We start from the raw sequence: 19,859 nt of genomic DNA, 5'->3' as shown, positions 1-19,859 counted from the left end.
GCTCATAGGCAAACCATGGCCAAGTGCACCGCAAAACGCAATGTCAAACGCGCAACACTTCACGCGGATGATAATGTCAGGCCCACCACTTGGGCGGCGTGAAACGCCCCGATGCCTGCTCAATGGTTTCGCCGAGCGAGAACAGCGTCTCCTCATCGAACGGACGGCCGATCAGCTGCAATCCGAGCGGCAATCCCTGCGCATCCTTGCCGGCGGGAACCGCGATGCCCGGCAGGCCCGCCATGTTCACCGTCACCGTGAAGATGTCGTTGAGATACATCTCGATCGGATCGGCGCCGCCCTTCTCACCAATGCCGAAGGCGGCCGACGGCGTCGCCGGGGTCAGGATGGCATGGATGCCCTTGGCGAAACATTCCTCGAAGTCACGCTTGATCAGCGTGCGCACCTTCTGCGCGCGCAGATAATAGGCGTCGTAATACCCGGCCGACAGAACGTAAGTTCCGATCATGACGCGGCGGCGCACTTCCGCACCGAAGCCTTCAGCGCGGGTATTCTCATACATGTCACTGATGCTGCGGCCGGGTACGCGCAGGCCGTAACGCACGCCGTCATAGCGCGCGAGGTTCGACGAGGCTTCGGCGGGCGCCACGATGTAATAGGCCGGCAGCGCGTATTTGGTGTGCGGCAGCGATACGTCGACGAGTTCGGCACCGGCGGCCTTGAGCTGCGCAGCGCCTTCCGACCAGAGCTTCTCGATCTCGGCCGGCATGCCGTCGATGCGATACTCCTTCGGAATGCCGATCTTCATGCCCTTGACGGACTTGCCGATCGCGGCCTCGTAATCCGGCACTTCGCGATCGACCGAGGTGGAATCCTTCGGATCGTAGCCGGCCATCGAGCGCATCAGGATCGCGGTATCGCGCACGGTGCGCGCAATCGGCCCGGCCTGATCGAGCGAGGACGCGAAAGCGACGGTGCCCCAGCGCGAGCAGCGGCCATAGGTCGGCTTCATGCCGACAATGCCGGCGAAGGCCGCGGGCTGGCGGATCGAACCGCCGGTGTCGGTCGCGGTGGCACCGAGGCACAGACCTGCAGCGACCGCCGATGCCGAACCGCCGGACGAGCCACCGGGCACCAGATTGACGTCGGAGCCGTCGCGCCGCCACGGATTGATCACCGGACCGAAGAACGAAGTCTCGTTCGCCGAGCCCATGGCGAATTCATCATTGTTGAGCTTGCCGAGCATCACGGCCCCGTCACGCCACAGCTGTGCGGTCACGGTCGACTCATAAGGCGGCACGAAGTTACCGAGGATCTTCGAACATGCGGTTGTGCGCACGCCCTTGGTCGCGAACAGATCCTTGATGCCCAGTGGGACGCCGCCGAGCCAGCCACCCTCGCCCTTGGCGAGTTTCGCGTCGGCTGCCTGCGCCATCGCACGCGCCTGCTCCGGCGTCTCCAGCACATAGGCGTTCAACACGCGTGCGGCTTCCATCGCCTTGAGATGCGCATCGGTCAGTTCGACTGACGTGAAGGATTTGGTCGCAAGGCCGTCACGCGCCTCGGCGAGTGTCAGCGACGTCAGATCTGTCATCTATTTATTGACCGGGCTGCAAAAGAAGGGAGAGAGCGTCTTGTCGTTTTCAGGTGCATCTTTTTTGAAAGAGCTGCGGCGGAGCTTGTCGTCAGCCTCCTGTGCGGCCTGAACCTTGTCGAGGATGGCATCCATGGCCGCGTCGACGTTCTTGACCTTCCCCTGACGCTCCATCTCGTCGAGGTAGTCCATATAGAGCTGATAGGACTTCTCATCGTCGCAAAGCAGGCACATGGCGGTTTCCGTCCAAACGGTTCTTGCTCGATTACTCGACGACCTTCGGCACCAGGAAGAAGTGATCCTCGGACTCCGGCGCATTCGCTGTCACCGCATCAACGATCTCGCCGTCATTGACGACATCGGCGCGCTTTTTCATTTCCATCGGCATCACCGAGGTCATCGGCTCGACGCCGTCGACATTCACTTCCTGCAACTGCTCGACAAAGGCCAGCATCGCGTTCAGCTCGCCCTGCAGATGGGGAACTTCGGCGTCTGTGACCGCGATCCGCGCGAGATGCGCGATACGGCGAACGGTGGCAGCATCGACGGACATTATATAGGCCTCAGAGCAACATCTGTCCGCCGTATAGCAGACGGAGGTTTCGCGCCGCAACCGGCGGACGCCTCCGCCTGTTTGGCGCCTCTAGCCCCGCAATTCAGCCATCCGCGCCAATGCGGCCGCCGCCAGCGACCGTGTCAGCTCTGCCGCAGGCCGTTCGCTGCCCATTCCGACCGATTGCCCGGCCCAGAGATTGGTAAAATCGGTCCGTCCGAGCTTCTCGGCAGCGGCTTTCAGCGGCCCAAGCGCGGTCGCCGAATGCGGGAATGCCGGCGCATCGGGCGAGACCGGCCCAACTTCCCGCATCACCCGGTTGACGACGCCCCGCGCCGGCCGCCCGGTCATGACATTGGTAATGACGGTGGAAGCATCCGACGCCCCGGCCAGGGCTGCACGACCCGGCCCGCTGACCTTCGATTCCGGCGTACGCAGATAGGCGGTGCCGATCTGCACACCGGCCGCGCCGAGCGCAAAGGCCGCCGCGATGCCACGCCCATCGGCGATACCGCCGGCCGCGATCACCGGCACCTTCACCGCATCCACCACCTGCGGCAACAGCGCGAACAGGCCGGGCTGCGCGGCGATATCCTCGGTCAGGAACATGCCGCGATGACCGCCGGCCTCCGCCCCCTGCGCAATGACCGCGTCGACGCCGCGCTCTTCGAGCCAGACGGCTTCCTTGACGATGGTCGCCGAGGCAATGACCCGACAGCCGGCTGCCTTGATGCGCTTCAAGAGCGCCGGGGCCGGCAGGCCGAAGTGAAAGCTGACCACTTCGGGCTTCAGCTCTTCCACCAGCGCACACATCGCTTCGTCAAACGGCGCACGGTTGGCCGCATTGATGTCTGCATTCGGATCGAGCCCGAGTTCGGTGTAATAGGACGACAGCCGCTTGCGCCAGTTGGCCTCGCGTGCCGGATCAGCGTCTACCGCCGTGTGGCAGAAGTAATTCATGTTGACCGGCGCGGAGACGCGCTGCCGCACGATATTGATCTGCTCACGGGCTTTCTCCGGCGAGATCATTGCGCACGGCAACGAGGCCAGCGCGCCGCCCTCCGCTGCGCCGATCATGATGTCGGCATCCTGCACACCTGCCATTGGCGCCTGCACGATGGGAAATTCGGTGCCGAATAAGTCGATCAGTCGGCGGTCGGGCCACATGGGGGATCTCCGGATTCTTGCGACAATCTTGCGGCAATGCCTCTGAATCCAGCGGCAAAGCAGTGACGATCTTGAGACAAACGTGAGGAAATGGCACGCGCATCATTGCCGAGCCATGCTCAGGCTAACACGGCCGCACCCGCGTGAGCTATGCGGTTGCGCGGGGGATGAGCATCCACTTGCGCAGCGCCACGCCGGCCCAGATCGCCTCCACCAGCCCGAACGGCCAGGCGCCCTGCAGGAAGCCATAGAGCGATCCGAGCCCGCAGGCGCCGGCAAAGGCCAGCGTGAACCACGGACTGCGCGCTTCCAGCGCGTAACAGACCAGCATGGCGCTGACGGCGAATAATCCGAACAGGCTGAGGGCGTCCATAGATCGGGCTCGTGACGTAAGACGCAGAAACGCGGGAACGATGCTACCTTGCCGCAAATCACCACCGATGTGAAACGCGACCGATGACCGCTGCCATTCCCGAACTCACCACGCCCAGGCTGATCCTGCGCCCACTCGTGCTGGCTGACTCCGATGCCGTGCAAAAGCTTTTCCCGCGAATAGAGGTGGTGCGTTTCCTGGCCAGCCGCGTGCCATGGCCCTACCCGGCTGACGGCGCCTTCACTTTCCTGCGCGATGTCGTGCTGCCAGGCATGGAGCGCGGCACCGAATGGCACTGGTCGATCCGCCTGAAGAGCGCACCGGAGCAACTGATCGGCATGATCAATGTCAGGGACAGCGGCGACGACAACCGCGGCTTCTGGCTCGATCCCGCCTGGCACGGGCAAGGGCTGATGACCGAGGCCAGCGACGCCGTCACCGAATTCTGGTTCGACACCCTGCAGCGGCCCGTGTTGCGCGTTATCAAGGCCATCGCCAACACCGCTTCGCGCCGGATTTCGGAAACGTCCGGCATGCGCGTGATTGCCACCGAGGATCGCGACTACGTCTCCGGCCGTTGGCCCTCGGAAATCTGGGAAATGACCGCCGAGGAATGGCGCGGCCGCCGTCCACCCCGATAATTGCGGCGCAGCGTTTGATCTGATGGCTCCGCGTGTTATGCGGGACCATGCCTGCAGTCATCCTTCCCCTCGTCGAAGCCGCCGCACATCTGCCCGTCCGCGGCGCACTGATCGGTCTCGATCTCGGCACCAAGACCATTGGTGTCGCGGTGTCCGATCCCGATCGCCGTCTCGCGACCGGCATTGAGACTGTCGAGCGAACTGCCTTCAAGGCCGATGCCGCACGCCTCATCAAGCTTGCCGCTGAGCGAAATATCTGCGGCTTCGTCCTTGGTCTTCCCATCAATATGGACGGCAGCGAGGGACCGCGCGCGCAATCGACCCGCGCCTTCGCCCGCAACTTCTCGAAACTGACTGAATTGCCGATCGCCTTCTGGGACGAGCGGCTCTCCACATCTGCGGTCGAGCGCGAACTGATCGCCAATGATGTCAGCCGCGCCAAACGCGCCAAGGTCATCGACGAACATGCCGCGATCTTCATTCTTCAGGGCGCGCTAGATCGCCTCGCCGCCTTGCTGCGCACGCCGGATATTCGCTGACCCCATGCTGACGGTATTTGCCGCTCTCGTCCCGGTCTTCCTGCTCATCGTGCTCGGCTACGCGCTGCGGCGCCTGCTGCTGAAACAGAACATCGAATGGGTCGGGCTGGAACAGCTCGTCTATTATGTCCTGTTCCCCGCCCTGCTCATCGACACACTGGCGCGCGCCAATCTGGCGTCGGTGCCCATCGCAGGTGTCGGCGGTGCCTTGTTGCTCTCCGTCATCCTGATGTCTGCGCTATGTCTGGCGCTGCGTCCGTTGCTGGCGCGGGCCATCGGCCTCGATGGGCCGGCATTTACGTCGCTATTTCAGGGCGCCACGCGTTGGCAGACCTTCGTGGCACTCTCGGTCGCCGGCAATCTGTGGGGCGATCTCGGCATCACACTGGCCTCCGTCGCCATGGTAGCGATGATCCCGCTGCTGAATATTCTGGCGGTCTGGGTGCTGGCGCATTACGCCTCACCGCAGCGGATGGCGTGGCCGGCGCTGCTGCTGACCATCGCCAAGAACCCGCTGATCTGGGCCTGCGTGATCGGCCTCGTGATCAACCTCGCCGGATTGCCCGTGCCGCGCCCCGCACACGAATTCCTCGATGCCCTCGGACGCTGCTCTCTGGCGATGGGTCTGCTCATTGTCGGCGCGGGCCTTCAACTCGAAGGCCTGCACAGACCCGGCATGGCTGCAGCACTGACGGTCGTCTTGAAACTCGCCGTGATGCCGCTGATTGCCATGGGCCTCGGCATCGCCTTCGGCCTGTCCGGCGCCAACCTCGCGGTGGTCGTCTGCTGCGCGTCGGTGCCGTCGGCATCGAACGGCTATATTCTGGCGCGGCAGATGGGCGGCGACGCGCCCCTCCTGGCGCAAATCCTGACCATTCAAACCACGCTGGCGGTCCTGACCATGCCTGTATTCATCGCGCTGGCGGAATAGGTTTTTCTTTTTTTGAGCATGATCTTGCCCGAAAACCGGTTCCCACTTTTCGGGATCATGCTCTAGGGCGATATCACACCGTTCGCGATGAGCAGCGTCTGAACAGTCGCCGCCAGATTGTTGAGACCGTGCAGAAAAATCGTCAGCCATGTCGAGTGGCTGCGATAGCGCATATAGCCGAACAGCAGGCCGATGGTGAAAATCTCGACGAAGAAGAACCAATCGTATTGCAGATGCATCGCCGTCCAGACCAGCGATGACGCCACGATGGCGCCAAACGGCCGCAAAAATGATTCCGACCAGCCGCGATAGAGGAAGCCACGCGCAAAGAACTCTTCGGTCATCGGCGCCCCGACGCAGAACGCGATCACGAGCAGCCACAGCGCGCCGTCGGCACGGGCCGACTTCAGCACTTCCAGCATGAAAGTCGGCGCGGAGTCGCGCCCCATGCCTTTTGCGACCAGCTCCCAGGCGCCGACCAGCGCGATCAGCGCCACCGTGCCAATGACATAGTTTTTCCAGGACGTGCCGCGCAGGCCGAGGTAGTCGGCAAAGGATTGCCGCGCCATGCGCGTCGCCAGCCACAGCGCCAGGCACACTGCCGGAAGCCCCATGAGAACGGACGCGGCGATGGTCGTACCGCTGCTCATCGCCTTGATCAGCAGCGTCGCATCGAGCGGCGCATCCTTGATCAGCAGGTAATAGGCGACGACGGTCAACTGACCGACGAACATCGCTGCAAAAGCGAACAGACCCCAGAGGCACGTGCCCCAGAATTTCCAGACCCGCGGCGGCTTTGTCGCGGGTGGCAGATCCGAGGGTACAGCGGGAGCGATCGGCGTCTCCAACGCACTCACTGCGGCAACGCCCGCTCGAGCAGTCCCCGACCCTGAGCTTCGGTCAATTCAGCGGTGCCGTAGATCGCGTTGCGCACACCATCGAGGCGGGTCCGAGCAAACAGTTCAGCATGGGGCGGATGCACCATGTTCAGCGCGGCGCAGGCTGCCAGCAACGCCAGCGATTCCACTGCTTGCCGCGCTACACGCTCGCTATCGGGCCGCAGCAAGGTGCGAATGATAAAGGCCGCAGTGTCGGCCGCGCCGGGCAGTCCGCGCGTCTCCAGCATCAGATCCTGCAGCACCGCGGTCGATGCGTCGCCTTCGCGCGACAGCGCCCGTAGCACATCGAGGCACATCACATTGCCGGAGCCTTCCCAGATCGCATTGACCGGCGCCTCACGATAGTGCCGCGCCAGAATGCCCTCCTCGACATAGCCGTTGCCGCCCATGCATTCCATGGCCTCGTAAAGGAAGCCCGGCGCCGATTTGCAGACCCAGTACTTCACCACCGGCGTGAGGAAACGCATATACGCCGCCTCGGATGTATCCTCCGCCGCCAGGTCGAAGGAGCGACACAGCCGCATCACCAGCGCCGTCGATGCCTCCACATGCAGCGCCATATCGGCGAGCACGCTTTGCATCATCGGCTGATCGGCAAGATGTTTCTGGAACACGCTGCGATGCCTGGCGTGATGCAGCGCATGAGCCAGACCCGAGCGCATCAATCCGGCCGATGCTGTGGCGCAATCCTGCCGCGTCAGCTGCACCATCTGGATGATGGTGCGGATGCCCTTGCCCTCGTCGCCGACGCGCAGTGCATAGGCGTCGTTGAATTCGACTTCCGACGAGGCGTTGGAGCGATTGCCGAGCTTGTCCTTCAGACGCTGGAAATTCAGCGCATTGAGCGAACCATCCGGCCGGAACCGCGGCATGAAGAAACAGCTCAATCCGTCCTCGGCCTGCGCCAGCACCAGGAATGCATCGCACATCGGTGCCGACATGAACCATTTGTGGCCACTGATGCGATATGCATCGCCGTCGCGCATCGCGCGCGTCATGTTGCTGCGCACATCCGTGCCGCCCTGCCGCTCGGTCATGCCCATGCCCAGCGTCATGCCACGCTTGGCCGACCATGGCGCAAAGCTCGGATCGTAATCGCGGCTGGCGATGACCGGCATCACCCGCGCCAGCACATCCGGCTGCATCGCCAGCGCGCCGACGGCAGCCCGTGTCATGGTGATCGGGCATAGATGTCCGGTCTCGACCTGCGCGGCCATGTAGAATTTTGCGGCGCGCGCCACTTCGGACGCGCCTCGCGCGGACTTGCCGTCACGCGTCCATGTCGAATTGTGAATTCCCGCTGCAACGCTCTGTGCCATCAGCTCGTGATAGGCTGGATGAAACTCAATCTCGTCGCGCCGGTTACCGCGTGCATCGAAAGTCCGCAGCTTCGGCGTATTCTCGTTGGCCAGCCGCGCGCGCTGCGCCATCTCGGCCGATCCCCAGAGCTGACCGAATTCGGCGTGGTCGACATAGGCGAACGAGCCCTCATTCATCGCAACGGCTTCCACGAGCGGCCGGTCCAGCTCGAACAGATTGACGTCCTCGAAGGGAGGCGACTGGTTGAGCACCGCATGAATGGCAGAGGTGGCGTCGGTCATGAATCAGTTCCGGCTGAGGCGATATTGCGAATCATTTTACGCCGGATCGACCGGGATTTCACGGTGCTATCTTGCCTGCCGTGCAATCGGGAAATCGTAGGCGCGTGCGCCTGCGCCGGGCAGCGAGAAGTGCCACCATTCCTTGGAATAATTCACGAAGCCCTGCCTGCCCATCGCCAACGTCAGGAGATCCCGCCAGCGCCGCTGCGCGGGTGAGATCGCGCGCGATCCGGTATGCGCCTTGGCATCGGAGCAATCGTAACCCGTGCCCATGTCGACGCTGCCCTCGGGCGCGCGCTGTGCTTCCGGCGCGATGCAGCCTGCATAGGCCTTGTTCGGATCGAATGCGGGCGACGCAGGCGCACGCAGATCGACCAGCGTCAGATCGAGCGCCGCACCGGTGGAGTGGCCCGAGCGCTCGGCGATATACCCGAGCTTGAACAGATCCGCCTTGCTGAAGGATGGATTGTAACGCTTCTGCGCAGGCGTCTCGTTGCCATCGCGCGCCCACGCCACCATGTCGCGCGACGCCCGCACCGGCCGATAGCAATCCAGCATTTTCAGCGACAGGTTTTGCGCCATCAACTCGCGCTGCACCTTCTGCAGAGCGAGGCCGACCGGGCGCTTCACCACGCATTCCGCGCTATCATAGCCGCTGAGCTTGCGGCCGACGAAATTGTTGACGCCGGCATAGCGGATGTCCTGCCGGATCGAGGGATCGATATCGCGCAGAAACACGAAATCATCGGGCAACGTCTGTGATTGCGCGGGCGTAACGCCAAGCATGATCGCGGAAAGGCCCCATATCATCGCAACGGATCGTTTGAGACAATTGATCATCAGGGCTTCCGCCATCCAATCGGGGCGACTTGATGCAAAGGCGGCTGGGGCGAACGCGCCGATAAGTCGGGTCATAGTCGTTCGAGCTGACGGACCCGCCGCCAATGATTGACCGAACAGGGCGCGCTCCGCGTCAGGAGACAGTCGTATCGGCGTGCTGACCGTTTGGAAAGGACCGAAAGCTTGGCGCTTTACCTGCTCAAAGCCCTTGATTTGGAAACGTTCATTTTCTATAAGGAGTGATGTCGAACGCCGTACCATCATCCGCTTCCCGGGGCCCCGGCCGACCGCGTGAGTTCGACGTAGACGAAGCTCTCGATAAAGCCGTTCGGGTGTTTTGTGAGCGTGGCTATCACGCCACGTCGATCGGCGATCTGACAGATGCAATGGAACTGACCCAAGGCAGCATCTACAAGGCGTTCAAAGACAAGCGCGCGGTTTTTATTGCCGCCTTCGATCGGAACAAGGCGGTTCGCAATGAAAAGCTAGCTCGCGCCATCAAAAATGGCGCAACGGGACTGGAGCGTATTCGTAATGCCCTGGCCTTCTACGTCGAATCGTCACACGGCGCGGAGGGGCTGCAGGGATGCCTTGTCGTCGGGAGCGCAACGGAACTTGCGATCTTCGACAAGGAGGTCGCCGAGCGTGTCACGGCATCCTTCAAGCGGAATGAGGCCATGATGGCCGAGTTGATTCAACAAGGGCAGGTTGACGGCTCCATTCCCACCGGGATCGACAGCAAGGCAACCGCCCGGCTGATGCTCTGCCTGCTTCAAGGCATGAGGGTCATCGGGAAGACCGGGCGAACCCGCGCGGAGATGGCAGCCGTAGTGGAGGTTGCCATGCGCACGCTCACCTGATTTTTTTGCCAAATTAGAAAACGAATGTTTCCTATTGTGAGGACGACCGTGACCACCATCACCGACCACCTGCCCGACAGGCGGATTGTTTCCACTGGAATGACTTTCCTCCTCGCCGCCGCCTGCGGGCTTATCGCGGCCAATGTTTATTATGCCCAGCCACTGGCCGGGCCGATCAGTGCCGCCCTCGGCCTCTCGCCGCAGGCGACGGGACTTATCGTCACCTTGACGCAGATCGGATACGGGGCGGGTCTGCTGCTGATCGTGCCGCTCGGCGATCTCATCGAGAACCGTCATCTCACCCTCATTATGCTTGGCGTCGCCACCCTAGGGCTGCTGGGCGCGGCACTGTCACCTCACGCACTTCCATTCCTGATCGCAGCCCTCTTCATCGGCCTCGGGTCGGTCGCGGTGCAGGTTCTCGTTCCCTATGCAGCTCATATGGCTCCTGAAGCGAGCCGGGGCCGCGTTGTCGGCAACGTCATGAGCGGGTTGATGCTTGGCATCATGCTGGCCCGCCCGGTGTCCAGTTTCATCGCTGAATTGTCGTCATGGCACGCCGTGTTCTTCCTGTCGGCGGGTGCGATGATTGTCCTCGCATTGGTTCTCAGCCGCGCGCTGCCACGGCGTATGCCGACGTCGAAACTTCGTTACGGAGAACTGCTGGCCTCGATGGGGCATCTGGCGGTGACGACGCCGATCCTGCAAAGGCGTGCGCTCTATCACGCCTGCCTGTTCGGTGCGTTCAGTCTGTTCTGGACCACGACGCCGCTGTTGCTCGCGGGGCCGGAATTCCACCTGTCGCAAGGCGAGATCGCGCTTTTCGCGCTGGCGGGTGTTGCCGGTGCTGTCGCCGCCCCGATCGCGGGCCGGATTGCCGATCGCGGATGGAGTCGCCCTGCGACCGCTGTCGCCATGCTTGCGGTGGCCGGTGCTTTCCTGATGACGCACATCGCGCCTGAAGGTTCGACGCTGGCCCTCGGTCTTCTCGTCGCAGCAGCGATCCTCCTCGATTTCGGCGTCTCGGCTAATCTGACTCTCGGGCAGCGCGCGATCTTCTCACTTAGTGCGGAATTCCGCAGCCGTCTCAACGGGCTCTACATGGCGACGTTTTTTGTCGGCGGGGCGGTTGGCTCGGCGGCAGGCGGATGGGCCTACGCGCAGGGAGGATGGACACTCGCCTCATGGGTCGGTTTTGCGTTCCCCGTCGTGGCGGTCGTGTACTTCGCAACGGAATAGAACGATGCCGAGACTGCCCAGCCGCTGTCAGCTCTTTGGACGCGGCTTGTCGGCCTCGGCGTCGCCCCTCACTGAAGGTGGTCCCAAAACGGTACGCCGTGGAGAGGATACCCGGCATTCGTCGGGCATGACGGCAAGAATGTGGTCGGACTGACCGGGGGATAACCGAAAAGCGGGCGAATCGCGCTTGCTCCGCTTTTCAACTCTGCCTATAGCTTTCGTTTTAATGACCCAAGCCACGAAATCCTCTTTCGTCCTCGGACACCGGCATTTGCTGGGCATCGAGGGCCTTTCCGCCGCGGATATCACCGGCCTCCTCGACCTGTCCGAGGAATATGTCGAGCTGAACCGCCAGGTCGACAAGAAGCGCTCCAGCCTGCGCGGTCGCACCCAGATCAATCTGTTTTTCGAGAATTCGACACGCACCCAGTCGTCGTTCGAACTGGCCGGCAAGCGGCTCGGCGCCGACGTCATGAACATGTCGGTGTCATCGTCCTCGATCAAAAAGGGCGAGACGCTGATCGACACCGCGATGACGCTGAACGCGATGCATCCGGACATTCTCGTGATGCGCCATCATGCCTCCGGCGCGGTCGAACTACTGGCCCGCAAGGTCGACGGCTCCGTCATCAATGCCGGCGACGGCGCCCATGAACATCCGACGCAAGCCCTGCTCGACGCATTGACCATCCGTCGCAACAAGGGCCGCCTCGAAGGTCTCGTGATCGCGATCTGCGGCGACGTGCTCCATTCGCGGGTCGCGCGTTCCAACATTCTCTTGCTCAACACCATGGGCGCACGCGTCCGTGTGGTCGCGCCCTCCACGCTGCTGCCACCGGGCATCGAGCGCATGGGCGTCGAGGTCGCGCGCGACATGCGCGAAGGCCTCAACGGCGCCGACATCGTCATGATGCTGCGGCTGCAGCGCGAGCGCATGAACGGCTCCTTCGTGCCCTCCTCTGCCGAATATTTCCAGTATTTCGGCCTTGACCAGAAGAAGCTCGCTTATGCCAAGCCTGACGCGCTGGTGATGCATCCCGGCCCGATGAACCGCGGTGTCGAGATCGACTCCCTCGTCGCGGACGGCGCGCAGTCGCTGATCCGCGAACAGGTCGAGATGGGCGTAGCGGTCCGCATGGCCGTGCTCGAAGCGCTCGCGCGCAACCTGCCGAACGCGTGATGCCCATGCTGACAGATCGCCGCCCTATCCTCCTCGCCAATGCGCACCTGATCGATCCATCCAGCGATCTCGACGGCGTCGGTGACGTCCTGATCGCCGACGGCGTTATCCGCGATGCCCGCCGTGGCATCGGCGCAGCCGGTGTGCCTGAAGGCACCGACATCATCAATTGCGTCGGCAAGGTCGTGGCCCCCGGCCTCGTCGACATGCGCGCTTTCGTCGGCGAACCCGGCGCCAGCCACCGCGAGACTTTCGCCTCCGCCAGCCGTGCAGCCGCAGCCGGCGGCATCACCACCATCATCTGCCAGCCGGACACCTCGCCGACCATCGACAATTCTGCCACCGTCGACTTCGTGCTGCGGCGCGCCCGCGACACCGCCATCGTCAACATCCATCCGATGGCCGCCCTGACCAAGGGCCTCGAAGGCCATGAGATGACCGAGATCGGGCTGCTGAAAGCGGCCGGCGCGGTCGCTTTCACAGACGCCGACAAGAGCATCACCAACGCGCAGATCATGCGCCGTGCTCTGACCTATGCGCGCGATTTCGACGCGCTGATCGTGCATTACACCGAGGATCCCGACCTCGTCGGCGAAGGCGTGATGAATGAAGGCGAGCGCGCGTCACGGCTCGGCCTGATGGGAATTCCCAATGCGGCCGAAGCCATCATGCTGGAGCGCGACATGCGTCTCGTCGCCCTCACCGGCGGGCGCTACCATGCGGCCTCACTGACCTGCATCGAATCCATCGAGATCCTGAAGCGCGCCCGCGACGCCGGCTTGCGCGTCAGTGCCTCGGCGTCGATCAATCACCTGACGCTGAACGAAAACGATATCGGGCCCTATCGCTCATATCTCAAATTGTCGCCGCCGCTCCGCACCGAAGAGAACCGCCGCGCGCTGGTCGAGGCCGTCGCGTCAGGATTGATCGACGTCATCATGTCCGACCACAATCCGCAGGACGTCGAAACCAAGCGCCTGCCATTTGCAGAAGCCGCGCCGGGCGCCATCGGCCTCGAAACAATGCTGTCGGCGGGATTGCGGCTGATCCACAATGGCGAGCTCACCTTCACCCAGTTGATCCGTGCGATGTCGACACGCCCGGCCGAACTGCTCGGCCTGCCGGGCGGCACGCTGCGCCCCGGCGCTGTCGCCGACATCATTGTCATTGACGCCGATGTACCGTGGGTGCTGGATCCCGCGGACCTGAAATCGCAATGCAAGAATACACCATTCGACGAAGCCCGCTTCACGGGGCGCGTCGCACGCACTATTGTCGGCGGACGCACCGTTTACGAGCACGTCTAACGCCATATGCGTGTCTTAGGACACCGAAAGCGCGGAGCGCGTCTGGGAGCACGAAAGTGCGAAGCGCGTCTTAGAATAGAGGTCCAATGATCGTTCTCTACATATTCGCCGCCGCGCTCGGTTATTTCCTCGGTTCCGTCCCGTTCGGACTGGTGCTGACCAAGCTCGCCGGCACGCAGGACATCCGCACCATCGGCTCGGGCAATATCGGCGCCACCAACGTGCTGCGCACCGGCCGCAAGGGCCTCGCAGCGGCGACGCTGCTGCTCGACGCCCTCAAGGGCACCGTCGCCGTGATCATCGCCGGCAGTGTCGGCGGTCCTGTCCCGGCCATGATCGCCGGTCTCTTCGCTTTCCTTGGGCACCTTTTCCCGGTCTGGCTCGGCTTCAAGGGCGGCAAGGGCGTCGCCGTCTATATCGGCATCATGTTCGGCCTGTACTGGCCGGCCGCCATCGTGTTCTGCCTCGCCTGGCTCGCCTGCGCTTTCACCTCGCGCTACTCGTCATTCTCGGCCCTGACCGCCAGCGCCATCACGCCGATCTTCCTGTGGTGGGCCAAGGCACCGCAACTCGCCGTGCTGGCCACGGCGCTGACGCTGCTGCTGTGGTTCATGCACCGCGAGAACATCAAGCGATTGCTGAACGGCACCGAAGGCAAGATCGGCGCGAAGTAGCTCAAAGCAGCGGAAGATTGAGAAGAAGCGGTTCCTGCGAATTGCTCAATCGAGATACTTAGCAAGTAACGAGCCTACAGCACTCATTGGGATCTGACGCCTTAAAAGCTTGAGTCGTTGCTGAGTTTTATCGGGTCCATCCCACTCAATATCCGTGTACCCACGCGGATAACCAAGCTGCTCTTCAACGTCCTCAAGCGTCCAGCCTTTGGTCAGAAGCCCATCTGCCGAGTAGATCTGATCTGGATCGATTAAAAGGCCGAACTCCCGGTAGCAATCGCGGATCAATTCGCACAGAATTCGCATATAGGTTCGGCAGGCGGCTGCCACATCTTCCTCAGGTAGCCACTCATAGCGACCGCGTTCAGGTTGCCCGAACCAGCAAACCTGAAAATTCTTGGAGCCGGAGCCGCCCATCACGGGATTAATCCCAATGTGTTGCGTATCTGTACGACAAGCGTGAAAAAAACGAGCGAGTTCATTCGCTCTCAGCTGTTGTTGCCACTTGTCGTACCACGTATCAAAACCATCTGCGTGCTTGATGGAAGCTTGTAGTGCAAACGTAACACTCCGGGCAGCGGCAACGAACGCGCTAAAATAATAGCGAACCTTGAAAAAATCCGCTCCACCTTCTGCAACTAAATCGCAGAAGAAATCGGCCTCTGCGAGCTTATCATCCACAATTCCGAAGTTGCGCACGATCCATCCCTAAAGTTTGAAGACATGATCAATGCGAAAGCGCTGCGACACAGCAAAGTTAATGGCGCTCGCGCCCTAAACTACGAATGATGAAATCAATCATATAAAAATAGCGCCGACCACCTTCCTACCTAAATAAGCCCCCGTCAAAACACTCGCGCGCCCTGCTTCGCGTCGAGATCGAACTCCCAGATCTCGACGCCGCGGCTGATCAGGTGACCGTTGTTCTTGATATAGTGCGAGATCAGACTCACCTTCGAATGCGGGTGAAGATGTTTGAGCACGAACAGAATCTTCCGATAGTCGCGCGGCGCCGCACCGAACAGCAGCATGGCTTCGTTCATGCCGCGGATCTTGGCGCTCGGCCGATTGCCGGACACTGTCCAGGTGTAGGACTTGCACTCCACCAGGATGCGCGGGCTGGCGCTGCCGAGATCGAAGCGCTTGTTCTTCTGTAGCCGGTGGCCGACGGGTACGACGAAATTGCGCGCAAGCTGCACGCCCTCGGAATGAAAGAAGATCTGCGCCGCTTCCTCGAACTCACGCCCAACGGCGGCGTTGCTCGATGCGCCGATCCGCTGGAAGTTGTTCACGTCCCAAAGCATTGCCATCACTGAACACAAGCCATCAGGGCTCACCCCTACTCTCGCACCTTAAGTGCGAATGTCAATTGAATGCATCCTTAAGTTGATAGACACTCCCCACCGGGGGAGCATGGCTTGGACAGCATCTCACAGGGCAGCACACAGCTCACGGACGCCCAGCGGCTCGACTGGTTGCGGCTGATCCGCAGCGACAATGTGGGGCCGCGTACTTTTCGATCGCTGATCAACCATTTCGGCAGCGCACGCGCCGCGCTGGAGCGGCTGCCCGATCTGGCGCGCCGCGGCGGCGCTGCCCGCGCCGGCCGGATCTGCAGCGCCGACGACGCACAGCGGGAACTCGACCTCGGACGCAAGATGGATGTCGCGCTTGTCGCGCCCGGTGAGCCCGGCTACCCGCCGCGATTGGCGGGGATCGACGATGCACCGCCGCTGCTCGGCATCCGCGGCAAAGTGGACGCGCTGATGCGGCCGATGATCGCCATCGTCGGCTCGCGCAATGCGTCCGGCGCGGGACTGAAATTCGCGGAGAGACTGGCGCGCGACCTCGGCGATGCCGGTTTCGTGATCGTGTCGGGCCTCGCACGCGGCATCGATCAGGCCGCGCATCGCGCCAGCCTGAATGGCGGCACCGTGGCTGTGCTGGCTGGCGGTCATGACAAGATCTATCCGCCCGAACACGAGGACCTGCTGTTCGCCCTGGTGGACAACGGCGGCGCGATTTCCGAGATGCCGCCCGGCCATGTCCCACGTGCTCGCGATTTCCCGCGTCGCAATCGCCTGATCTCGGGTGCAGCGCTCGGCGTCGTCGTGATCGAAGCGGCGCATCGCTCGGGCTCGCTGATCACCGCGCGGATGGCCGCCGAACAGGGCCGCGAAGTGTTTGCCGTGCCGGGCTCGCCGCTCGATCCCCGCGCCGCCGGCACCAACGACCTCATCAAGCAAGGCGCAGCGCTGGTGACCGAAGCCTCCGACGTCATCAATGCGGTCGCGCCGATCATGGAGCGGCCGATCGAATTGCCGAGCCGTGAACCTGATGACGTCACGTCATTCGATGAACCAGACAGCAGCGACCGCGCACGCGTGATCGCATTGCTCGGTCCAAGCCCGGTCGGCATCGACGATCTTATTCGCCTTGCCGGTACATCGGCTGCCACCGTACGCATCGTGCTGCTGGAGCTCGAGCTTGCCGGACGGCTGGAGCGTCATGGCGGAGGGTTGGTGTCGATGATCTGAGGACTCAGTCCTGCGAATTGCGCCCGTCGAAGTTTTTTCGTGCGGTGTCGATATCGGGCAGATGTTGCTGCGCCCATGCGCCGAGCTTTATGACCGGATCGCTCAGGCCTCGGCCGAGATCCGTGAGTTCATAGTCCACACGCGGGGGCACGGTCGGAAACACGGTACGCGTCACCAGACCGTCGCGTTCAAGCCCGCGCAAGGTCAGGGTCAGCATCCGCTGCGAGATGCCGCCGACCATCCGTTTCAACTCGTTGAAACGCCGTGGACCCTCGCCGAGCAGCATGATCACCAGGACGCTCCACTTGTCGCCGACCCGCGCCAGCACCGAGGCAACGCCGCGACAATCGCTCTCCTGATGCGGAATCGCCGGCAAAGCAGGCACCTTTTTGTGCTCGGGTTTCAAAATTGTGCCTTCTTGTGCAGTTTCGGCCAGTCACTCATGTAGCGTCAGTTACAAACCTATACCATGAGGTGACCACATGAAACTGCTCCATATCGATTCCAGCGTTCTCGGCCCCCATTCCGTCAGCCGGCAGGTTTCCGCCGCCATTACCGACCGGCTGGCCAAGGCCAATCCTGGCCTTGAGACCACCTATCGCGATCTCACCGCCACGCCGCTGGCGCATCTGTCCGGCTCCCATCTCGCTGTCGCGCAGGGCGCAGCGCCCGATGCGGCGCTTCAGCCCGATCTCGCCGCCGGTAGTGCCGTGCTGGAGGAGTTTCTTGCTGCCGATATCGTGGTGATCGGCGCACCAATGTACAACTTCACCATTCCGAGCCAGCTCAAGGCGTGGATTGATCGCATCCTCGTCGCCGGCAAGACATTCAAATACGGCGACAAGGGTGCCGAAGGCCTCGCGGGCAGCAAGCGCGTCATCGTTGCCGTTTCACGCGGCGGCTTCTACGGCGCGGACATGCCGACGGCTGCCGGCGAACATCTCGAAACCTATCTGCGCTGGGTGTTCGGCTTCATCGGCGTCACCAATCTCGAATTCATCGCCGCCGACGGCATCATGATGGGACCGGAGCTACGCGAGAAAGCCGTTGCCGGTGCCTTGCAGGCAGCGACAGATCTCCGCGCGGCTTAACTAACGCGTCGTTCCGGGGCGCGTTTTCAGCGCAGCTGAATGCGCGAACCTCAGCCACTCCAATTGGAGTGGCGAAGAACCTCGAAATGAGATTCACATATCGAGATCCCGGGTTCATGCCATCCGCTGCGCGTTCGGCCTGCCCCGGGATGACGATGCGCGTTGCGATCATTCAGCTACGATAGGCCGGTGCACCTGCCGGGGCCGATGTCACGCCGCCATCGACGAAAATCTCGGCGCCCTGGATGTTCGATGCATCATCCGACGCGAGAAACAGCACGGTCTTCGCAACTTCTTCCGGCTTGCCGAAACGCCCGAGCGGAATGGTCTGCGACAGGCGTTTCTCGAATGCGTTGAAAGCTTCCGGCGTCGGCGCAACACGGTCCCAGATCGGCGTCGCGGTCGCGCCCGGCGAGACCACGTTTACGCGGATGTTGCGCGGCGACAGTTCGGACGCCATCACGCGGGCCATCGCGCGCACGCCGGCCTTGCTCGCGGCATAGGCAGCATAGCCGGGATTTCCGAGCACGGAGATCACCGAACCGTTGAGAATGATGGACGCGCCATCGTTGAGATGCGCGGCTGCCGCCTGCACGGTGAAGAACACGGCGGTGATGTTGGTCTTCAAGACGGACTCGAACACATCGAGCGCGGTGCCACCCACTGGCGTATGCGCGCTGATGCCTGCATTGGCGAATACGATGTCGAGCTTGCCGAATTTCTCGACAGCTTTGGCCACGGCATTCTCGGTGGCAGCAATGTCAGTCGCATCAGCCACGATGCCGATCGCATTCGGGCCGAGTTCGGCCACCGCCGCGTCGAGCCTCGCCTTGTCGCGACCAGTGATGGCCACCTTGGCGCCCTCAGCGACGAAGAGCTTCGCCGTGGTCAGTCCAATACCGCTATTGCCGCCCGTGATGAGCGCCGTCTTGTTCGCCAAACGCATGGTGATCTCCTGATGATCAAGTGGTTGCTTTTTAAAACCACATGGACATTTAGGGCGGATGGTTTCATAATGCAACCACATGTCCGCTAATCACTGCATTTCTTTTTCCCGCCGCTGGAAAGTCGCATGGCCAAACGCACCAGTCTCAAGGACTCCACCTGCCCGGTCGCCCGCTCCATGGAGGTGATCGGCGACTGCTGGACGATGATGATCATCCGCGACGCCATGCTGGGCGCGCGGCGCTTCGGCGAATTCCAGAAGAGTCTCGGACTGGCGAAGAACATTCTCGCCGTCAGGCTGAAAGCCCTCGTGGAGGACGGCATCCTGAAACTGGAGCCGGCAGCCGACGGCAGCGCCTATCAGGACTATGTGCTGACCCCGAAAGGCCAGGCGGTTCATCCAATCATGGTGGCGCTGCGCCAGTGGGGCGAGGATTATGCGTTCAACCCCGGCGAACCGACGACCATCATGGTCGATCGCAAGAGTGGCAAGCAGATCAAAAAGCTGGAACTGCATGCGGCCGACGGCAGGCTGCTCAGCTATGGCGACACCACGATTGTGCCCTCAACTGCCTGAGGGCTTGCGCAGTCCTTGCAGCCGCAGGATCTCCTCGGTTTCGAGATGCGCCATATCGAGCAAGTAAGCGAGCATGTCGTGGCGATGGCGGCGCGCCATCCGCGACAGATCGCGGACCGCACTCTTTATATAAAGAGCCGCCTCCTCGGGCCCGCCATCGCCCTGCGGCTGATCGTCCGGAATGGGCGGTGTCATAGGCATTCCCTACCCGCGCAGTCCGGGCGAAATCAGCACCAAAGAAGCATCAAATCATACTCCTAATGGTTGCATTTTACAACCCCTGGTAATTGACTGGGAACCAACAGACGCGGCCATCAACAACTCACGATTTGACACGGGACCCCTTCGCA

24 protein-coding genes are annotated in these 19,859 nt (G+C 62.3%); 11 read left to right on the top strand and 13 right to left on the bottom strand.

Features of this window, described 5'->3' with window-relative positions; translation table 11 throughout:
- Nucleotides 1-76: 76 nt before the first annotated feature.
- The 5 genes from gatA to AB8A23_RS17555 form a co-directional block, all read right to left on the bottom strand.
- Nucleotides 77-1,555 carry an Asp-tRNA(Asn)/Glu-tRNA(Gln) amidotransferase subunit GatA gene (gene gatA / locus AB8A23_RS17575; protein WP_439058738.1) on the bottom strand — a complete coding sequence of 493 codons (1,479 nt, stop codon included), beginning with the start codon at nt 1,553-1,555 and terminating at the stop codon, nt 77-79.
- The gene (locus AB8A23_RS17570; protein ID WP_439058739.1) at nt 1,556-1,789 is read right to left on the bottom strand and encodes a hypothetical protein; all 234 of its coding nucleotides are present in this window, start codon (nt 1,787-1,789) and stop codon (nt 1,556-1,558) included.
- Nucleotides 1,790-1,820: 31 nt separating this feature from the next.
- Nucleotides 1,821-2,108, bottom strand: a complete 288-nt coding sequence (gatC, locus tag AB8A23_RS17565; protein WP_093761362.1) for an Asp-tRNA(Asn)/Glu-tRNA(Gln) amidotransferase subunit GatC — start codon at nt 2,106-2,108, stop codon at nt 1,821-1,823.
- A 90-nt stretch (nt 2,109-2,198) separates the two neighbouring features.
- On the bottom strand, nt 2,199-3,275 hold the full coding sequence (locus AB8A23_RS17560; RefSeq protein ID WP_439058741.1) for an NAD(P)H-dependent flavin oxidoreductase: 1,077 nt from the start codon (nt 3,273-3,275) through the stop codon (nt 2,199-2,201).
- Nucleotides 3,276-3,423: 148 nt separating this feature from the next.
- The gene (locus AB8A23_RS17555; protein WP_068732430.1) at nt 3,424-3,648 is read right to left on the bottom strand and encodes a hypothetical protein; all 225 of its coding nucleotides are present in this window, start codon (nt 3,646-3,648) and stop codon (nt 3,424-3,426) included.
- Between the two features lie 83 nt (nt 3,649-3,731).
- On the opposite strand from AB8A23_RS17555, the gene AB8A23_RS17550 reads away from it, so the two are divergent.
- The 3 genes from AB8A23_RS17550 to AB8A23_RS17540 are packed head-to-tail and all read left to right on the top strand — an operon-like array spanning nt 3,732 to nt 5,759.
- Nucleotides 3,732-4,289, top strand: a complete 558-nt coding sequence (locus AB8A23_RS17550; protein WP_439058742.1) for a GNAT family N-acetyltransferase — start codon at nt 3,732-3,734, stop codon at nt 4,287-4,289.
- Nucleotides 4,290-4,336: 47 nt separating this feature from the next.
- Nucleotides 4,337-4,828 (top strand): Holliday junction resolvase RuvX, encoded by a 492-nt coding sequence (ruvX, locus tag AB8A23_RS17545; protein WP_320444534.1) that lies wholly within the window; start codon nt 4,337-4,339, stop codon nt 4,826-4,828.
- Between the two features lie 4 nt (nt 4,829-4,832).
- Entirely contained in the window at nt 4,833-5,759 is a 927-nt protein-coding gene (locus AB8A23_RS17540; protein ID WP_231080347.1) for an AEC family transporter, read from the top strand.
- A gap of 62 nt (nt 5,760-5,821) precedes the next feature.
- Here AB8A23_RS17540 and AB8A23_RS17535 read toward each other — a convergent pair whose 3' ends face one another.
- The 3 genes from AB8A23_RS17535 to AB8A23_RS17525 form a co-directional block, all read right to left on the bottom strand.
- Nucleotides 5,822-6,616: a lysostaphin resistance A-like protein gene (locus AB8A23_RS17535; RefSeq protein WP_439058744.1), complete on the bottom strand. Its 795-nt coding sequence runs from the start codon at nt 6,614-6,616 to the stop codon at nt 5,822-5,824.
- Entirely contained in the window at nt 6,613-8,259 is a 1,647-nt protein-coding gene (locus AB8A23_RS17530; protein ID WP_439058746.1) for an acyl-CoA dehydrogenase family protein, read from the bottom strand. Before AB8A23_RS17530 ends, AB8A23_RS17535 begins: the two co-directional genes overlap by 4 nt.
- Nucleotides 8,260-8,325: 66 nt before the next feature.
- The gene (locus AB8A23_RS17525) at nt 8,326-9,069 is read right to left on the bottom strand and encodes a M15 family metallopeptidase (RefSeq protein ID WP_439060504.1); all 744 of its coding nucleotides are present in this window, start codon (nt 9,067-9,069) and stop codon (nt 8,326-8,328) included.
- A 272-nt stretch (nt 9,070-9,341) separates the two neighbouring features.
- Between AB8A23_RS17525 and AB8A23_RS17520 the strand changes: the two genes are divergently transcribed.
- From AB8A23_RS17520 to plsY, 5 genes are all read left to right on the top strand, one after another.
- Entirely contained in the window at nt 9,342-9,959 is a 618-nt protein-coding gene (locus tag AB8A23_RS17520) for a TetR/AcrR family transcriptional regulator (protein ID WP_175368475.1), read from the top strand.
- 99 nt (nt 9,960-10,058) lie between these two features.
- Complete coding sequence (locus AB8A23_RS17515) at nt 10,059-11,198, top strand: MFS transporter (protein ID WP_439060505.1); 1,140 nt, start codon at nt 10,059-10,061, stop codon at nt 11,196-11,198.
- A gap of 226 nt (nt 11,199-11,424) precedes the next feature.
- Nucleotides 11,425-12,378, top strand: coding sequence for an aspartate carbamoyltransferase catalytic subunit (locus AB8A23_RS17510; protein WP_089263769.1), 954 nt, complete (start codon nt 11,425-11,427; stop codon nt 12,376-12,378).
- Between the two features lie 5 nt (nt 12,379-12,383).
- A complete protein-coding gene (locus AB8A23_RS17505; protein ID WP_089263768.1) occupies nt 12,384-13,685 on the top strand; it encodes a dihydroorotase in 1,302 nt (433 codons plus the stop codon).
- Nucleotides 13,686-13,771: 86 nt separating this feature from the next.
- Nucleotides 13,772-14,359 (top strand): glycerol-3-phosphate 1-O-acyltransferase PlsY, encoded by a 588-nt coding sequence (gene plsY, locus AB8A23_RS17500; protein ID WP_175368473.1) that lies wholly within the window; start codon nt 13,772-13,774, stop codon nt 14,357-14,359.
- 45 nt (nt 14,360-14,404) lie between these two features.
- On the opposite strand, the gene AB8A23_RS17495 is transcribed toward plsY, so the two are convergent.
- Both AB8A23_RS17495 and AB8A23_RS17490 read right to left on the bottom strand, forming a co-directional pair.
- On the bottom strand, nt 14,405-15,058 hold the full coding sequence (locus AB8A23_RS17495) for a hypothetical protein (protein WP_439058749.1): 654 nt from the start codon (nt 15,056-15,058) through the stop codon (nt 14,405-14,407).
- A gap of 146 nt (nt 15,059-15,204) precedes the next feature.
- On the bottom strand, nt 15,205-15,669 hold the full coding sequence (locus AB8A23_RS17490) for a hypothetical protein (protein ID WP_081421847.1): 465 nt from the start codon (nt 15,667-15,669) through the stop codon (nt 15,205-15,207).
- Nucleotides 15,670-15,777: 108 nt separating this feature from the next.
- Between AB8A23_RS17490 and dprA the strand changes: the two genes are divergently transcribed.
- Nucleotides 15,778-16,896 carry a DNA-processing protein DprA gene (gene dprA / locus AB8A23_RS17485; RefSeq protein ID WP_439058750.1) on the top strand — a complete coding sequence of 373 codons (1,119 nt, stop codon included), beginning with the start codon at nt 15,778-15,780 and terminating at the stop codon, nt 16,894-16,896.
- A gap of 4 nt (nt 16,897-16,900) precedes the next feature.
- Here dprA and AB8A23_RS17480 read toward each other — a convergent pair whose 3' ends face one another.
- A complete protein-coding gene (locus AB8A23_RS17480; RefSeq protein ID WP_439058752.1) occupies nt 16,901-17,281 on the bottom strand; it encodes a winged helix-turn-helix transcriptional regulator in 381 nt (126 codons plus the stop codon).
- A gap of 97 nt (nt 17,282-17,378) precedes the next feature.
- Here AB8A23_RS17480 and AB8A23_RS17475 point away from each other — a divergent pair, with 97 nt between their 5' ends.
- Complete coding sequence (locus AB8A23_RS17475) at nt 17,379-17,987, top strand: FMN-dependent NADH-azoreductase (RefSeq protein WP_439058754.1); 609 nt, start codon at nt 17,379-17,381, stop codon at nt 17,985-17,987.
- A 172-nt stretch (nt 17,988-18,159) separates the two neighbouring features.
- Here AB8A23_RS17475 and AB8A23_RS17470 read toward each other — a convergent pair whose 3' ends face one another.
- Nucleotides 18,160-18,933, bottom strand: coding sequence for a glucose 1-dehydrogenase (locus AB8A23_RS17470; protein ID WP_120292057.1), 774 nt, complete (start codon nt 18,931-18,933; stop codon nt 18,160-18,162).
- A gap of 126 nt (nt 18,934-19,059) precedes the next feature.
- Here AB8A23_RS17470 and AB8A23_RS17465 point away from each other — a divergent pair, with 126 nt between their 5' ends.
- Nucleotides 19,060-19,509 carry a winged helix-turn-helix transcriptional regulator gene (locus AB8A23_RS17465; protein ID WP_439058756.1) on the top strand — a complete coding sequence of 150 codons (450 nt, stop codon included), beginning with the start codon at nt 19,060-19,062 and terminating at the stop codon, nt 19,507-19,509.
- On the opposite strand, the gene AB8A23_RS17460 is transcribed toward AB8A23_RS17465, so the two are convergent.
- On the bottom strand, nt 19,498-19,704 hold the full coding sequence (locus AB8A23_RS17460; RefSeq protein WP_439058757.1) for a hypothetical protein: 207 nt from the start codon (nt 19,702-19,704) through the stop codon (nt 19,498-19,500). The genes AB8A23_RS17465 and AB8A23_RS17460 overlap by 12 nt on opposite strands.
- Between the last annotated feature and the right edge of the window lie 155 nt (nt 19,705-19,859).

Origin of the sequence: Tardiphaga sp. 619_E2_N8_4, from assembly GCF_051810905.1 — a bacterium.
GTDB classification, from domain to species: domain Bacteria; phylum Pseudomonadota; class Alphaproteobacteria; order Rhizobiales; family Xanthobacteraceae; genus Tardiphaga; species Tardiphaga robiniae.
Note: the sequence above shows the minus strand (reverse complement) of the source record. Positions and strands in the feature narration are given on the sequence as shown.

Excerpts from the sequence above, each read along its gene's own strand:
- AB8A23_RS17475 (WP_439058754.1), top strand. The coding sequence starts at position 17,379 with ATGAAACTGCTCCATATCGATTCCAGCGTTCTCGGCCCCCATTCCGTC.
- AB8A23_RS17490 (WP_081421847.1), bottom strand. The coding sequence starts at position 15,669 with ATGGCAATGCTTTGGGACGTGAACAACTTCCAGCGGATCGGCGCATCG.
- AB8A23_RS17525 (WP_439060504.1), bottom strand. The coding sequence starts at position 9,069 with ATGATATGGGGCCTTTCCGCGATCATGCTTGGCGTTACGCCCGCGCAA.
- AB8A23_RS17510 (WP_089263769.1), top strand. The coding sequence starts at position 11,425 with ATGACCCAAGCCACGAAATCCTCTTTCGTCCTCGGACACCGGCATTTG.
- plsY (WP_175368473.1), top strand. The coding sequence starts at position 13,772 with ATGATCGTTCTCTACATATTCGCCGCCGCGCTCGGTTATTTCCTCGGT.
- AB8A23_RS17465 (WP_439058756.1), top strand. The coding sequence starts at position 19,060 with ATGGCCAAACGCACCAGTCTCAAGGACTCCACCTGCCCGGTCGCCCGC.
- AB8A23_RS17460 (WP_439058757.1), bottom strand. The coding sequence starts at position 19,704 with ATGACACCGCCCATTCCGGACGATCAGCCGCAGGGCGATGGCGGGCCC.
- AB8A23_RS17540 (WP_231080347.1), top strand. The coding sequence starts at position 4,833 with ATGCTGACGGTATTTGCCGCTCTCGTCCCGGTCTTCCTGCTCATCGTG.
- gatA (WP_439058738.1), bottom strand. The coding sequence starts at position 1,555 with ATGACAGATCTGACGTCGCTGACACTCGCCGAGGCGCGTGACGGCCTT.
- AB8A23_RS17530 (WP_439058746.1), bottom strand. The coding sequence starts at position 8,259 with ATGACCGACGCCACCTCTGCCATTCATGCGGTGCTCAACCAGTCGCCT.
- ruvX (WP_320444534.1), top strand. The coding sequence starts at position 4,337 with ATGCCTGCAGTCATCCTTCCCCTCGTCGAAGCCGCCGCACATCTGCCC.
- AB8A23_RS17505 (WP_089263768.1), top strand. The coding sequence starts at position 12,384 with ATGCTGACAGATCGCCGCCCTATCCTCCTCGCCAATGCGCACCTGATC.
- AB8A23_RS17520 (WP_175368475.1), top strand. The coding sequence starts at position 9,342 with ATGTCGAACGCCGTACCATCATCCGCTTCCCGGGGCCCCGGCCGACCG.
- AB8A23_RS17550 (WP_439058742.1), top strand. The coding sequence starts at position 3,732 with ATGACCGCTGCCATTCCCGAACTCACCACGCCCAGGCTGATCCTGCGC.
- gatC (WP_093761362.1), bottom strand. The coding sequence starts at position 2,108 with ATGTCCGTCGATGCTGCCACCGTTCGCCGTATCGCGCATCTCGCGCGG.
- AB8A23_RS17470 (WP_120292057.1), bottom strand. The coding sequence starts at position 18,933 with ATGCGTTTGGCGAACAAGACGGCGCTCATCACGGGCGGCAATAGCGGT.
- AB8A23_RS17515 (WP_439060505.1), top strand. The coding sequence starts at position 10,059 with ATGACTTTCCTCCTCGCCGCCGCCTGCGGGCTTATCGCGGCCAATGTT.
- AB8A23_RS17555 (WP_068732430.1), bottom strand. The coding sequence starts at position 3,648 with ATGGACGCCCTCAGCCTGTTCGGATTATTCGCCGTCAGCGCCATGCTG.
- AB8A23_RS17570 (WP_439058739.1), bottom strand. The coding sequence starts at position 1,789 with ATGTGCCTGCTTTGCGACGATGAGAAGTCCTATCAGCTCTATATGGAC.
- AB8A23_RS17560 (WP_439058741.1), bottom strand. The coding sequence starts at position 3,275 with ATGTGGCCCGACCGCCGACTGATCGACTTATTCGGCACCGAATTTCCC.